Origin of the sequence: Jiangella gansuensis DSM 44835 (assembly GCF_000515395.1) — a bacterium.
Classification (GTDB): domain Bacteria; phylum Actinomycetota; class Actinomycetes; order Jiangellales; family Jiangellaceae; genus Jiangella; species Jiangella gansuensis.
Map to the genome: position 1 here is coordinate 1,721,831 of NZ_KI911782.1, position 12,736 is coordinate 1,734,566.

Sequence of the window (12,736 nt, forward strand, 5' to 3'; positions counted from 1 at the left end):
TGATGCAGTGAGGAAAGCGCTCATCATCCTGGGCATCGCGTTTCTGGTCTACTTCGTGCTCACCGAGCCGGAGGGTCTGGCCGATCTGCTCGGCGAGATCGGTGGCGGCATCGCCGACTTCTTCGAGGCCGTCATGACCTTCTTCACCGAGCTGTTCTAGCACTCGGCCACCATGTGGACCCCGCGCAGGACGGTCGACGGTCTCACTGACGGTTTCGTTCGTTGGCTGGACCGGGTGGCCGAGGACGGCCTGCTGCGGATGTTCTGGCGCAACTTCACGTCGTGGTTCGGGCATCGCCTGGTCAAGCGGAAGCTGGTGGCCGGCGAGGAGATCGTCGCCGAGTGCAAGCACAGCATGATCCTGTACGCGCTGCCGGCGCTGGCCGCGCTGGGCGGTTTCGCCCTGCTGGTGGCCACGCCGTTCATCCAGGCGCGGCTGGCCTGGCTTCCGTTGGCCGCCGCGGCGGGGCTGCTCGGGTACGCGCTGATCAAATCGCTGTACGTTGCCCGTGACCGGTTCGTCGTCACCGACTCCCGGGTGTTCCGGGTGTGGGGGCTCTTCACCCTCAACGAGGCGGAGATGGAGATCGTCCGGCTGCTCGACATCACCGTTGAGCGGCCGTGGTGGCTGCGACCGTTCTTCTCCGGGCACATGGTGCTGGAGAACGCCGCCCAGGAGCAGGGCCTCCGCGAGATCCACTACATCCCGCGGCCGGCCGACGTGGCCCGGGTCATCCATGCCCTGCGCCGTGAGGCCACGGGTGCGTCGGCGCCGGCGGCCGAGGAGCCGAAGAAGCCCAACCCACGCCGGCCGGACCACCCGCGCACTCCGGGCCCGGTCACGGCTCGCCGGCGGCAGGGCGTCCACTAGGGTCGTTCTTCATGGCGGAGCCATTGGACCTGGACTTCGACCCGATCGACCGTGCCGCGTCGATCTGGCGGGATCGCTTCGGCCCTTCCGGCGCGATGGCCGCGGCCACCTCGATCATGCGCGTGCAGCAGTTGCTGATCGGCGAGTTCGACCGCATCTGCCGGCCCTACGGCCTCACCTTCGCCCGATACGAGGCGCTCGTCCTGCTCAGCTTCAGCCGCACCGGTGCGCTGCCGATGGCGAAGATCGGCGAGCGGCTGATGGTGCATCCCACCAGCGTCACCAACACCATCCAGCGGCTGGAGACGGCGGGCTTCGTCACCCGCGAGCCCAACCCCCGCGACGGCCGGGGCACGCTCGCCCGCATCACCCAGTCCGGCCGCGACGCCGTCGACCGGGTGACGACGGAGCTGATGGAGGCCGAGTTCGGGCTACGCGCCCTCGGCGAGGACGAACGCAAGCTGGTGTTCGACCTGTTGCGCGGGCTACGGGTGGCCGCCGGCGACTTCCGCGACTGACGCCGGCGTGGCGGGCGCGGTCAGCGCGCTGAAGCCGTCGGCGTAGTCGGCGACCTCGACACCGAAGAGATGGTGCTGCGCCACGAAGCCGACCATGAGGCCGTACAGGGCGCGGGCGATCTTGTGCGGGTCGGCGTCGGCCGGGACATAGCCCACGTCGCGCCAGCGCTCGGCCAGCTGGACCCACCGGGCGATCAGCCGGTCGGCGATCACGGTGACGATCTGGTTGATCTCCGGATTGCGCAGGGCCTCCGACCACACGTGCAGGGCGACCTTGGTGCGGTCGGTCGCCCCTTGGGCGGCCATGCCGACGATGTGTCCGAGAGCGCTGCGCAGTGCCTGATCGGGCCGGGGGGGTGGGTCGGCCTCGAGCAGTTGCTGGAAGACGTCGTCGGCGATGCCCGCGATGCCCTCCGCCGTGGTGCGCACCAGGTCGGCCTTGCTGGGGAAGTACCGGTACACCGCCCCGGCCGACAACCCTGACTCGGCGAACACGTCCTGCATGGACGTGGCGTGGAAGCCTTGCTGGGAGAAGCAGCGCCAGGCCGCTTCGAGGATCTGCTGGCGGCGGGCCGCCAGATGGGCATCGGACACACGGGGCATAGGGGAATTGTAAAACGAACGCCCGTTCTTGACAGAACGGGACGCGGCGGCAACCATAAGAGAACGGTTGTTCGTTTTGCGACGGAGGAAACATCATGCGCAGGGTCATCGGCATCGCGCTGGGCCTGTCGGTCGTCATCGGCGTCCTGGTCACGGCATTCGTCTGGCCGAGTTCGGAGGTGGCTCCACGTGACGTGCCGATCGCCGTCGCCGGGCCGCCGGAAGCCGTCGCCCAGGTCGAGGAACAACTCGCGGAAGCCATGCCGGACGCCTTCGACGTGTCGCAGCTGGCCGACGCCGACGCGGCCCGGGCGGCCATCGAGGACCGCGACGTCTACGGAGCCGTCGTCCTCGATCCGGCCGGGCCGCCGCGGGTGCTGACCGCGTCGGCGGCCGGGCCGGCCGTGGCGCAGTTGCTGCAGGGGCTGGCTGCCGAGCTGTCCGCGCAGGCCGGGGGTGCCGAAGCGGCGCCCGCGGTGGCCGTGGACGACGTGGCGCCGCTGCCGGACGGCGACCCCCGCGGCATCGGGTTCAACTCCGGTGCGCTCCCGATGGTCATGGGCGGGCTGGCCATCGGCGTGGCCATGGTGTTCACCGTCGCCGGCGTCTGGCGGCGGGTGGCCGGTGCGGCCCTGGCGGCGGCCGGTGGCGGCGCCGTCGCGATGCTGGTGATGCAGAGCTGGCTCGGCATCCTGGAGGGGAACTGGTGGGCCAACGCGGGCGTGTTCACGCTCACGGTTGCGGCCGTGGCGCTCACCGTCGTCGGAGTGCACTCCCTGGTCGGCGAGGCCGGCATCGGCCTGAGTGCGCTGGTCATGCTCATCGTGGGCAACCCGCTGTCCGGGGTGACCTCGGCGCCGGAGATGCTGCCGTCGGGCTGGGGCGCGTTCGGACAGCTCCTGCCGCCCGGCGCCGGCGGCAGCCTCCTGCGGTCGACCGCCTACTTCGACGGCGCGGCGGCCGGCCGTCCGCTGCTGGTCCTCGTGAGCTGGCTGGCGTTCGGCCTGCTGCTCGCGGCTCTGGGCACTCGGGTGGCAGCCCGCCGTTCCGCCGAGGGCGGCGCCTCCGACGCGGTGCGGGACGCGGATGAGCCGGCGGTGGGCGCCGGACGCTGACCCCCATGATCATCGGCGATCCACCCCGCCATGACGGGGTGGATCGCCGATGATCATGAGAGGGGTCTGGTCAGCGGCGCGCCCAGGAGTCCGGGCGTGCCTGCAGGGCGGTGACGTGGTCGGGCAGGCGGTCGGCCATGACGTCGGCGACGGTTGTGGCCTCGAGCACGTCGCGCAAGCTGGCCCGGACCGCGACCCACACGCGGGTGAGCGGCGCCGCCGGGCCTGGATAGACGGTGTCCTCCGGTGGCATGCCGCGAACCGCGGCCAGCGGGCCTTCGGTGGCCCGGACGATGTCGGCCAGAGTGATCTCGGCCGGTGACTTGGTGAGGCGGTAGCCGCCGGTGGCGCCGCGCTGGGCGTCGAGCATGCCGGCGCGTCGCAGGTCGCCCAGGATGGTTTCGAGGAACTTCCCCGGGATCTCCTGGGCCTCGGCGAGCTGCTGCCGGGTGGCCGAGGCCGGCTGGAGCGAAGCGAGCTGGACCACGGCCCGGACGGCGTAGTCGGCGCGAGCTGTGATGTGCACGACCCGATCCTGCCACTGTGGGTAAGATGGAGCCAGTTACTTGGACGTCCAACTAAATGGAGACCCCATCATGGACGCGCACGAGATCGATGCCGGACGCCGGCGCTGGCAGCAACGACTCGACGCGGCGGTGGCCGCCGGCCGGGTGCGCGACGCGGACTTCACCACCTTGTCCGGTGTCGGGGTGGACCCGGTGTACGGCCCGCCCGAGGGCACTGACGACCCGCGATTCGAGCGCATCGGCTGGCCGGGCGAGTTCCCCTTCACCCGCGGCCTGTACCCCACCGGCTACCGCGGCCGGCCCTGGACCATCCGGCAGTTCGCCGGCTTCGGCAACGCCACGCAGACCAACGAGCGCTACAAGATGATCCTGCGCTCGGGCGGCGGCGGGCTGTCGGTCGCCTTCGACATGCCCACCCTGATGGGCCGCGACTCCGACGACCCCCGCAGCCTCGGCGAGGTCGGGCACTGCGGTGTCGCCATCGACTCCGCGGCCGACATGGAGGAGCTGTTCGCCGGCATCCCCCTGGACGAGGTCACCACGTCCATGACCATCAGCGGCCCGGCCGTCCCGATCTTCTGCATGTACGTCGTGGCCGCTGAGAGGCAGGGCGCGACAGTCGGATCGCTCAACGGCACGCTGCAGACGGACATCTTCAAGGAGTACATCGCCCAGAAGGAGTGGCTGTTCGAACCGGAGCCGCACCTGCGTCTCATCGGCGACCTGATGGAGTACTGCGTCCAGAACGTCCCGGCGTACAAGCCGCTGTCGGTGTCGGGCTACCACATCCGCGAGGCCGGCTCGACGGCCGCGCAGGAACTGGCGTTCACCCTGGCCGACGGGTTCGGCTACGTCGAACTGGGCCAGTCCCGCGGTCTCGACGTCGACGTGTTCGCGCCGGGGCTGTCGTTCTTCTTCGACGCGCACGTCGACTTCTTCGAGGAGATCGCGAAGTTCCGCGCCGCCCGCCGCATCTGGGCCCGCTGGTTGCGCGACGTCTACGGCGCCACCACCGAGAAGGCGCAGTGGCTGCGGTTCCACACCCAGACCGCCGGGGTGTCACTCACCGGTCAGCAGCCGTACAACAACGTCGTCCGGACGGCGGTCGAGGCGCTGGCCGCGGTGCTGGGCGGCACCAACTCACTGCACACCAACGCCCTGGACGAGGTGCTGGCGCTCCCGACGGAGTCAGCGGCCGAGATCGCGCTACGCACCCAGCAGGTGCTGCTCGAGGAGACCGGCGTCGCGAACGTCGCCGACCCGCTCGGTGGCTCCTGGTACGTCGAGGCGCTCACCGACCGGCTGGAGGCCGAAGCGGAAGCGATCTTCACGCGGATCCGCGAGATGGGCGACGGCACCAGCATGACGTCGGGCATCCTGCGCGGCATCGAGGACGGCTGGTTCACCGGCGAGATCGCCGACGCCGCCTTCCATCACCAGCAGCGGCTGGAGAAGGGCGACAAACGGGTCGTCGGCGTCAACGTCCACACCGACACCATCACCGGCGAGCTCGACATCCTGCGGGTCTCCCACGAGGTAGAGGGCGAACAGCGGCGGGTGCTGGCGGCGCGCCGCGCGGACCGCGACGACGACACCGTCCGGGCCGCGCTCGCGGCCATGGTCGACGTGGCCCGCACCGACGAGAACCTGGTGCCGGCCATGCTCGACGCCGTCCGGGCGGAGGCCACGCTGGGCGAGATCTGCGACGTCCTGCGCGCGGAGTGGGGCGTCTACACCGAGCCCGCCCGCTTCTGAACGATCACGTCGCCTCTGGTGGCGGGCTCGGCGATCTGTCACCATGCGTGCAACGGCGTCCGTGCGGACCGGGAGGCATCATGATCGTGCCGATCCTGCTCGTGGCCATGGTGGCCATCCTCCTCGTGCACGGCTATGTCCTTCGCAAACGCACCAGCTACGACGAACACGCCCTCTTCTTCGACGTGAACGGGTCGCACGACCAGACGTTCGTCGGCCTGCTGCAGGATTTCGCCCCGTCTCCGCGCAGCCGCGGCTTCGACACCAAGCATTTCACCAGCATCTACTGGGGGTGAACCGCACAGCGGGAACCCGTGTGGCACGCGGCGCGGTGATCGGGGGAGGATAGGCGCATGAGCTCGCAGAGTTTCAGCCGCCCCGGCGCCGTCGACCTGTCCGCGCTGAGCGCTGGGCAGCCGCAGGCGTCGCGGCCCGCCGCCGGTGCAGGCGGCTTCGTCATCGACGTCACCGAGGCGACGTTCCAGTCCGAGGTCCTCACCCGGTCCATGTCGGTGCCCGTGGTCATCGACTTCTGGGCCACCTGGTGCGAGCCGTGCAAGACGCTGTCGCCCATCCTGGAGCGCCTCGCCGCCCAGTACGAGGGCCGGTTCGTGCTGGCCAAGATCGATGTCGACGCCAACCAGGCCATCGCGCAGGCCGCCCAGGTGCAGAGCATTCCCACCGTCGTCGCCGTGTTGCGCGGCCAGCTGGTGCCGCTGTTCCAGGGCGCCATCCCGGAGGCGCAGGCCCAGCAGGTCATCGAGCAGCTGCTGCAGATGGCCGTCGCCAACGGCGTGGCCGGCCGGGCCGACCCGATCCCGGGCGCCGGGCCGGAGCCCGTTGAGGACGAGGTGGCCGAGGAGCCGATCGACCCTCGGTTCGAGGCCGCGTACGACGCCATCAACGCCGGCGACTTCGACAAGGCCGCGGCGGCGTACCAGGCGGTGCTCGCCGAGTCGCCGGCCGACGCCGACGCGAAGGCCGGCTTGGCCCAGGTCGAGCTGTTGCGCCGCACTGCCGGGGTCGACCAGGCGGCCGCTCGCACCCAGGCCGACGCCGAGCCGACCAACGTCGACGCCCAGCTGCTGGTCGCCGACCTCGACCTCGCCACCGGCAACGCCGAGGCCGCGTTCGACCGGCTCATCGGTACCGTCCGGCGCGTCTTCGGCGACGATCGCGAGCGGGTCCGCACCCGCGTGGTCGAGCTGTTCGAGGTGGTCGGCAGTGCTGACCCCCGGGTGGTCAAGGCCCGGTCGGCGCTGGCGAGCGCGCTGTTCTGACCCCGCGACGCCGCCTCGGGTGATCGACAGGGAGCCGAATCCCTTCCAAGGGGTGTGCGTTCCGGGGACATCGGTGACTATGTGTTCGGGGACATGGGCGACAGTTCGGGTGTTTGGCTTCCCCGTTGTTGAGTGTGCGCCTTGGTTCGCTGGTGTCAAGGTCGTTCGTCCTCGCTGCGCTGCGGGCGCTGCACCTTGACGCCTGCTCGCCGCGGCGCGTGCGGCGGTGACGGGGAACCGCCGGGGACGATGAAGGTGGTGATCTCGGCGGCGCCGTAGTAGACGTGCAGGCGGGCGCCGTGCTGGAGCAGGCCGACCTGGACGCCGGCGAATCGGCTGCCCAGCTCGTAGTGCCGGTTGCGGTAGCTGAACCCGCCGCCGTGGTTGGTGTGGCGCAGCACGGCGGCGGCGGGGAATGCCTCGGCGGGGTCGAGTTCGACGTGGGGCAGCAGCACCGGGGTGCCGCGGCGGTAGATCCGGGCGGGCACGTCACCGTCGAGTTCGTCGTGCGGGCGGGCGTGGTTGTACTCGTCGCGGTGCCGGTCCAGCAGGACCTGCAGCGCCGGTAGAGTGGCCGCGGGCGGTTGGTCTTGCAGCCATTCCCGCACGGTGGCGTGGCTGCGTTCGGCCTTGCCCTGGGTCTGCGGATGCCAGGCCCGGCCGTGACTCAACTCGATCCCGGCCGCCCGGGCCTGGCGTTCGAACTTCACCGTTGCGCCCTTCGTGCGGCCGGTGAAGGCCATGTCGTTGTCGGTCAGCAGCCGCGCCGGCAGCCCGACCGCGGCGACGGTGTCGGTCAGCAGGTGCCACGCCAGTTCGGTGCTCACCGTGTCCACCGCCCGGGACGCGATCAGGTACCGGGAGTGGTCGTCGAGGATGTCCAGCACCCACGCCAGCCTCGCGTCATCCAGGACGTAGGCCCAGGCGTCGAGCTGCCACAGCAGGTTCGGCGCCCGGGCCCGGAACCGCCGCCACGCCTGCCCGGCGTTGCGCGCGGTGACGCCGGCGCCCAGCGCCTCGCCGTGGCGGACCAGCACCTGGTGGATCGTGGAGGCCGCAGGCAGCCGGCACCCGTCCAGCCGATCCGGTTCGGCCTGCAGTGCCCAGCGGATCTTCCGCGCGCCCCACCGCGGATGCTCCTTGCGCACCCGCAGGATCTCGTCTTCGACCCATTGCGGCAGCATCCACGGTGAGGACAACGGCCGACGCGAGCGCGGCACCAGCCCGGCCACCCCATCGTCGCGGTACCGCGACACATACCGTTGCATCGTCTGCCGGCACACCCCCAGACAGGCCGCTGCTTCGGCACAGGTCAGCTCCCGCCGCAGCACCAAATCGACCAGATTCGCTCGAACGTCCACGACGTCCCACATCCCCACAGGTCCCATCCCTCCAGGATCGGACCATGATCAGGAACTGTCGCGTATGTCTCCGAACGTCCTGTCACACAAGTCCTCGGAACACACAATCCCTTCCAAGGGGTGTGGACCCCTGTCGATCACCCCGGGCGTCGGCTCACGACTCGTCCCACTCGTCGGCGCCGAACCGTCCCCGTCGCCCGGGCACTTCGATAGCCGAGCGCCACTTCGATAGTGACAGTCGCGCCATCGCGTCGATCCTGTCGCCGCGGCACGCCCGCGGCTATTGAGGTCGCGTCACGCTATTCAGGAGGCCGTGCGGTGGCGTGGGCGGTGGCGGATCGGGAAGCGGTTGCCGGTCACGGGTTCGTATCGGCCACTTGACGGGGCCGTGTCGGGCGCGGTCCAATGGCAGCCACATCCCGGAAACGTTTCCCGCCGCGCGCCACGGGCTCGCTCGGAAACGGTTCCGCGCCACGCCGGGGAGGAGGTCCGAGCGCATGAACCAGCGTCGTCGTCCGACGATCCACGAGGTCGCCAGGGTGGCCGGTGTGTCGATCTCCTCGGTCTCGCGCGCGCTGAACGGCAACACGTCCAACGCCGACATGGTGGCCCGGGTGAACGCGGCCGTTCAGGAAGTCGGCTACGCGCCCAGCGTGGTCGCCCAGTCGCTCAAGACGAAGCACACCGGTCAGGTCGCGTTCGCGATGGAGGACATCGGCAACGCCGCCTACCTGGAGATGGTCCGGCGCATCCAGCCGACGCTGCGCGACGAGGGCTACCGGCTGTTGCTGCACAGCACCGGCGCCGACGTCGAGGACGAGCTCGGCGTGCTGGCCAGCCTCAGCCAGAACTACGTCGACGGGCTCATCCTCTGCCCGCTGCGGGTCACCGACCGGCACGTCGAGGCGCTGCGGGCCACCGCCGTGCCGGTGGTGGTCATCGGCCTGCTGCCCGACGACGTACCCGTCGACAACGTGCGGGCCGACTCCCGTGTGGGCGCGAGGGCCGCGGTCGAGCATCTGCACGAGACCGGCGCCCGGCGCATCGCGTTCATCGACGGCCCACTCGACACCGTGCCCGGCCGGGCACGCTACGACGGCTACCGGATGGGCCTGGAGGCGTGCGGGCTGACGCCGGACGACCGGCTCATCCGGTTCGCCGACTTCCAGTTCGATGCGGGCCGGCACAGCGCCCGCGACCTCCTCACCGAGCACCCCGACGTCGACGCCGTCCTGGGCGCCAACGATCTGATCGCCATGGGCGTCCTGCACGCTCTGCGCGAGCTGGGCCGCGACGCCCCGGGCGACGTGCGCGTCGTCGGGATGGACGACACCCCGCTCGCGGCCACCAGCTTCCCGCCACTGTCCAGCGTGTCGCTGGGCTCGGCCGACCGCGGCCGGATCGCTGCCGAGCTGCTGTTGCGGCGGATGAACGGCGACGACGCGGCGCCGGAGCGGGTCACCGTCCCGCCGTCTCTGACCATCAGGGAGAGCAGCCGATGAGCGACACCGCCGTGGCTCCGGCGTCCACGCAACCCCCTCCGGGCAAGCCTGCACCCGGCCGCCGGCGCGGCTGGCTCGGCCTCGACCGCGACGGGCTCATGCTCGCGGTCCCGGCGCTGATCCCGGTCGTGCTGTTCAGCGTCTACCCGCTGCTGCGCGGCATCTACCTGGGTTTCACCGACGCCCAGGCCGGCGCGAACGCCCAGACCAGCTTCACCGGGCTGGAGAACTACCGGAACCTGCTGGACGACTCGTACTTCTGGGAGTCGTTCCGGATCGGGCTGATCTGGGCGTTCTCGGTGACGATCCTGCAGTTCTTCGCCAGCCTCGGGCTGGCGCTCCTGCTCAACCAGCGGCTCCGGCTGCGCTGGCTGGCCCGCACACTGGCGCTGGTGCCGTGGGCGATGCCGCCGGTGGTCATCGGCATCATGTGGCGGCTGGTGTACCACCCGAACGCCGGCATCCTCAACGACGTCCTGCTGGACCTGCGGATCATCGACGAGAACGTCGACTGGCTGTCGTCATTCTCGCTGGCGCTGCCCGCGGTGATCGTCGTCGGTGTCTGGGCCGGCATGCCGCAGACGACGGTGGTGCTGCTGGCCGGGCTGCAGAGCGTGCCGAAGGAACTGCACGAGGCGGCGGCCATGGACGGCGCGAACGTCTGGCAGCGCTTCCGCAGTGTCACGTGGCCGGCCATCAAGCCCGTTGTCGTGGCCATGACGACGCTGGACTTCATCTGGAACTTCAACTCCTTCAGCTTGGTCTACGTGCTGACGGAGGGTGGTCCGGGCAGCGCGACCCGGCTGCCGTTGCTGTTCGCCTACGAGGAGGCGTTCCGGTACGGCAACTACGGCTACGCGGCGGCGCTGGGCAACGCGATGGTCATCGTGATCGCGGTCTTCGTCGTCTTCTATCTGCGCCAGCGGGTGAGGGAGGCGAACGACTAGATGAACCAGTCGAGACCCACGACGACGGCGCTGAAGTACGCCGCCCTCACGGCCTACCTGATCTTCCTGGCGTTTCCGCTGTTCTGGCTGATCTCGACGTCGCTGAAGACGCCGCAGGAGATCGCGCTGATCGAGCCGACGTGGATCCCGAACGAGATCACGTTCGACAACTTCCGGGCCGCGTTCGACGAGCAGCCCATCGTTCGGGCGATCCTCAACACGCTGCTGGTGGCCGGGGCGTCGTGTGCGATCACGGTGCTGTTGTCGATTCCGGCCGCCTACGTCATGGCCCGGTACCGGTCGGTGCTGAGCCGGATGACGCTGGTGTGGGTGCTGCTCAGCCAGATCTTCCCGTTCATCCTGGTGATCATCCCGCTGTTCCTGCTGCTGCGGGACTTCGGCCTCTACGACACCTACATCGGGCTGATCATCGTCTACGTCGTCTGGAGCATGCCGTTCGCACTCTGGATGCTGCGCAGCTACGTCGCCACCATCCCGATCGAGCTGGAAGAGGCCGCGGCGATGGACGGTGCCTCGAAGGTGCGCACCCTGCGCAGCGTCATCGCGCCGCTGCTGGCACCTGGGGTCGTCGCCGCCGGGCTGTTCGCGTTCGTGTCGGCGTGGAACGAGTTCCTGTTCGCCCTGGTCCTGATCCGCGACCCGGACCTGCAGACGCTGTCGTTGACCCTGGTGCGTTTCATCGGCGCGGAGGGCGTCGCCCGGCTCGGCCCGCTGGCGGCCGCGTCGCTCGTCGCCACCATTCCGAGCCTGATCTTCTTCGCCATCATGCAGCGCCGCCTGACCGGCGGGCTGCTGGGCGGAGCCGTCAAGTCATGAGCACGACCTCTCGCACGACCTCGAGGAGGAGGACACCCATGCGTACCTTTCGAAGCGTCGCCGTCCTGGTGGCCGCGGGCTTGGTGCTCGCCGCCTGCGGCGACAGCGACGACGAGACCAGCTCCGGCGGCAACGGCGACGGTGGCGGTGGCGGCGAACCGGTCGACCTGACGTTCCAGACGCTGGCCTGGCAGACCGCGAGCGTCGAGGCGAACGAAGCCATCGTCGCGGCCTGGAACGAGGCCAACCCCGACATCCAGGTGGAACTGCTCCAGGGCGACTGGAACAACGTCCACGACCAGCTCATGACCTCCTTCGAGGGAGGCACCGCGCCGGACGTCTTCCACTACGAGTCCACGGTGCTGCAGGACTTCGGCGACCGCGGCAACGTCCTGGACCTGTCGGAGTACCTGTCCGACGAGATCCGCGACGACATCCGCGAGGGCGCCTGGGACACCGTCACGTTCGGCGACGCCGTCTACGGGGTGCCGTTCCTGCAGGAGTCGCAGGTGGTCTTCGCCAACCGGACGTTGCTGGAGGCGGCCGGGGTCCCACTGCCCACCGTTGACGACCCGTGGACGTGGGACGAGTTCGCCGACGTCGCCGCGCAGCTGACCACCGGCGGCCAGTACGGCGCCGTCGTCCCGCTGAGCGCCCCGGCCAACCGCATCCTCAACCTGGCGCGCAACTTCGGCGGCGACTACTTCACCGACCCGACCGGTGAGGCGCAGGCAGTGTTCGAGGAGGCCGACCAGGAGGTGCCGCGGCGCATCCACGAGATGCTCTACACCGACCAGTCCGCGTCGCCCGACGGCATCGGGATGTCGTCGGCGGATGCGCTGCCGGGCTTCTTCGCCGGGCAGTACGCGCTCCTCCCGGGCGCCATCTGGCTGCGTCAGCAGATCATCGAACAGGCGCCGGACGGGTTCGACTGGGTGACGTTGCCGGCGCTGGAGGGCGACAGCTCGGCGCAGGGCGCGGTCAGCCAGACGCTGTCGGTGTCGGCGGAGACCGAGCACCCGGAGGAGGCGGTGCAGTTCATCGAGTACTTCCTCAACGCCGAGAACCAGGTGCAGCTGGCGGCGGGTGACTGGCTGCTGCCGACGAGCCAGACCGCGGCGCAGAGCCCCGAGCTGAACGACCCGGCCACCGGCTGGGACGTCGCCGTCGCCACCGCCGACGACCTGGAGATGGCACCGTTCCAGCAGGTGAAGGGGTTCGAGGAGTGGAAGAGCCGGATCGCGAACCCGGCCTTCCAGGAGTACTTCAGCGACCAGATCTCCCTGGAGGAGCTCGGGACCAAACTGGTCGACGAAGGCAACGACATCCTCGAGCGCTACCAGCGCTGATCGCAGGCGACTTCTGGAGACTTATGCACCCGTCCGGGACGGTTTCGGCGTGCATAAGTCTCCAGAAGTGG

The 12,736-nt window shown here is 70.0% G+C and carries 14 protein-coding genes; 11 read left to right on the plus strand and 3 right to left on the minus strand.

The window, feature by feature from the left end; translation table 11 throughout:
- Positions 1-7: 7 nt before the first annotated feature.
- Genes JIAGA_RS34430 through JIAGA_RS0108450 form a run of 3 tightly spaced genes read left to right on the plus strand, consistent with a single transcriptional unit; the run spans position 8 to position 1,389 of the window.
- Positions 8-160 (plus strand): hypothetical protein, encoded by a 153-nt coding sequence (locus JIAGA_RS34430; protein WP_157552891.1) that lies wholly within the window; start codon positions 8-10, stop codon positions 158-160.
- 12 nt (positions 161-172) lie between these two features.
- Positions 173-871: a PH domain-containing protein gene (locus JIAGA_RS32940; RefSeq protein WP_051425870.1), complete on the plus strand. Its 699-nt coding sequence runs from the start codon at positions 173-175 to the stop codon at positions 869-871.
- Positions 872-882: 11 nt separating this feature from the next.
- A complete protein-coding gene (locus tag JIAGA_RS0108450; RefSeq protein ID WP_026875324.1) occupies positions 883-1,389 on the plus strand; it encodes a MarR family winged helix-turn-helix transcriptional regulator in 507 nt (168 codons plus the stop codon).
- On the opposite strand, the gene JIAGA_RS28425 is transcribed toward JIAGA_RS0108450, so the two are convergent.
- Positions 1,357-1,992 (minus strand): TetR/AcrR family transcriptional regulator, encoded by a 636-nt coding sequence (locus tag JIAGA_RS28425; RefSeq protein ID WP_169738835.1) that lies wholly within the window; start codon positions 1,990-1,992, stop codon positions 1,357-1,359. The two genes, JIAGA_RS0108450 and JIAGA_RS28425, sit on opposite strands and share 33 nt — an antisense overlap.
- 95 nt (positions 1,993-2,087) lie before the next feature.
- Here JIAGA_RS28425 and JIAGA_RS0108460 point away from each other — a divergent pair, with 95 nt between their 5' ends.
- Positions 2,088-3,107 carry a hypothetical protein gene (locus JIAGA_RS0108460; RefSeq protein ID WP_035812272.1) on the plus strand — a complete coding sequence of 340 codons (1,020 nt, stop codon included), beginning with the start codon at positions 2,088-2,090 and terminating at the stop codon, positions 3,105-3,107.
- A gap of 70 nt (positions 3,108-3,177) precedes the next feature.
- Here the strand turns inward: JIAGA_RS0108460 and JIAGA_RS0108465 are convergent, their stop codons facing one another.
- Positions 3,178-3,633: an RrF2 family transcriptional regulator gene (locus JIAGA_RS0108465; protein ID WP_026875326.1), complete on the minus strand. Its 456-nt coding sequence runs from the start codon at positions 3,631-3,633 to the stop codon at positions 3,178-3,180.
- Positions 3,634-3,703: 70 nt separating this feature from the next.
- Here JIAGA_RS0108465 and icmA point away from each other — a divergent pair, with 70 nt between their 5' ends.
- From icmA to JIAGA_RS0108480, 3 genes are all read left to right on the plus strand, one after another.
- Positions 3,704-5,389, plus strand: a complete 1,686-nt coding sequence (gene icmA, locus JIAGA_RS0108470; protein WP_026875327.1) for a coenzyme B12-dependent isobutyryl-CoA mutase large subunit — start codon at positions 3,704-3,706, stop codon at positions 5,387-5,389.
- Positions 5,390-5,469: 80 nt separating this feature from the next.
- Entirely contained in the window at positions 5,470-5,685 is a 216-nt protein-coding gene (locus JIAGA_RS0108475) for a hypothetical protein (protein ID WP_026875328.1), read from the plus strand.
- Positions 5,686-5,742: 57 nt separating this feature from the next.
- On the plus strand, positions 5,743-6,669 hold the full coding sequence (locus JIAGA_RS0108480; protein ID WP_026875329.1) for a tetratricopeptide repeat protein: 927 nt from the start codon (positions 5,743-5,745) through the stop codon (positions 6,667-6,669).
- Positions 6,670-6,824: 155 nt separating this feature from the next.
- Here JIAGA_RS0108480 and JIAGA_RS32945 read toward each other — a convergent pair whose 3' ends face one another.
- Entirely contained in the window at positions 6,825-8,030 is a 1,206-nt protein-coding gene (locus JIAGA_RS32945; protein WP_169738836.1) for an integrase core domain-containing protein, read from the minus strand.
- Positions 8,031-8,527: 497 nt separating this feature from the next.
- Here JIAGA_RS32945 and JIAGA_RS0108490 point away from each other — a divergent pair, with 497 nt between their 5' ends.
- Genes JIAGA_RS0108490 through JIAGA_RS0108505 form a run of 4 tightly spaced genes read left to right on the plus strand, consistent with a single transcriptional unit; the run spans position 8,528 to position 12,665 of the window.
- Positions 8,528-9,532 carry a LacI family DNA-binding transcriptional regulator gene (locus JIAGA_RS0108490; RefSeq protein ID WP_026875330.1) on the plus strand — a complete coding sequence of 335 codons (1,005 nt, stop codon included), beginning with the start codon at positions 8,528-8,530 and terminating at the stop codon, positions 9,530-9,532.
- Entirely contained in the window at positions 9,529-10,479 is a 951-nt protein-coding gene (locus tag JIAGA_RS0108495; RefSeq protein WP_026875331.1) for a carbohydrate ABC transporter permease, read from the plus strand. The genes JIAGA_RS0108490 and JIAGA_RS0108495 overlap by 4 nt, the downstream gene beginning before the upstream one ends.
- Positions 10,480-11,316, plus strand: a complete 837-nt coding sequence (locus JIAGA_RS0108500; protein WP_026875332.1) for a carbohydrate ABC transporter permease — start codon at positions 10,480-10,482, stop codon at positions 11,314-11,316.
- A gap of 38 nt (positions 11,317-11,354) precedes the next feature.
- Positions 11,355-12,665 (plus strand): ABC transporter substrate-binding protein, encoded by a 1,311-nt coding sequence (locus JIAGA_RS0108505; RefSeq protein WP_026875333.1) that lies wholly within the window; start codon positions 11,355-11,357, stop codon positions 12,663-12,665.
- Positions 12,666-12,736: the final 71 nt, after the last annotated feature.

Coding starts and splice junctions, on each gene's coding strand:
- JIAGA_RS0108480 (WP_026875329.1), top strand. CDS start 5,743: ATGAGCTCGCAGAGTTTCAGCCGCCCCGGCGCCGTCGACCTGTCCGCG.
- JIAGA_RS28425 (WP_169738835.1), bottom strand. CDS start 1,992: ATGCCCCGTGTGTCCGATGCCCATCTGGCGGCCCGCCGCCAGCAGATC.
- icmA (WP_026875327.1), top strand. CDS start 3,704: ATGGACGCGCACGAGATCGATGCCGGACGCCGGCGCTGGCAGCAACGA.
- JIAGA_RS0108475 (WP_026875328.1), top strand. CDS start 5,470: ATGATCGTGCCGATCCTGCTCGTGGCCATGGTGGCCATCCTCCTCGTG.
- JIAGA_RS0108505 (WP_026875333.1), top strand. CDS start 11,355: ATGCGTACCTTTCGAAGCGTCGCCGTCCTGGTGGCCGCGGGCTTGGTG.
- JIAGA_RS0108460 (WP_035812272.1), top strand. CDS start 2,088: ATGCGCAGGGTCATCGGCATCGCGCTGGGCCTGTCGGTCGTCATCGGC.
- JIAGA_RS0108500 (WP_026875332.1), top strand. CDS start 10,480: ATGAACCAGTCGAGACCCACGACGACGGCGCTGAAGTACGCCGCCCTC.
- JIAGA_RS32940 (WP_051425870.1), top strand. CDS start 173: ATGTGGACCCCGCGCAGGACGGTCGACGGTCTCACTGACGGTTTCGTT.
- JIAGA_RS0108495 (WP_026875331.1), top strand. CDS start 9,529: ATGAGCGACACCGCCGTGGCTCCGGCGTCCACGCAACCCCCTCCGGGC.
- JIAGA_RS0108450 (WP_026875324.1), top strand. CDS start 883: ATGGCGGAGCCATTGGACCTGGACTTCGACCCGATCGACCGTGCCGCG.
- JIAGA_RS0108490 (WP_026875330.1), top strand. CDS start 8,528: ATGAACCAGCGTCGTCGTCCGACGATCCACGAGGTCGCCAGGGTGGCC.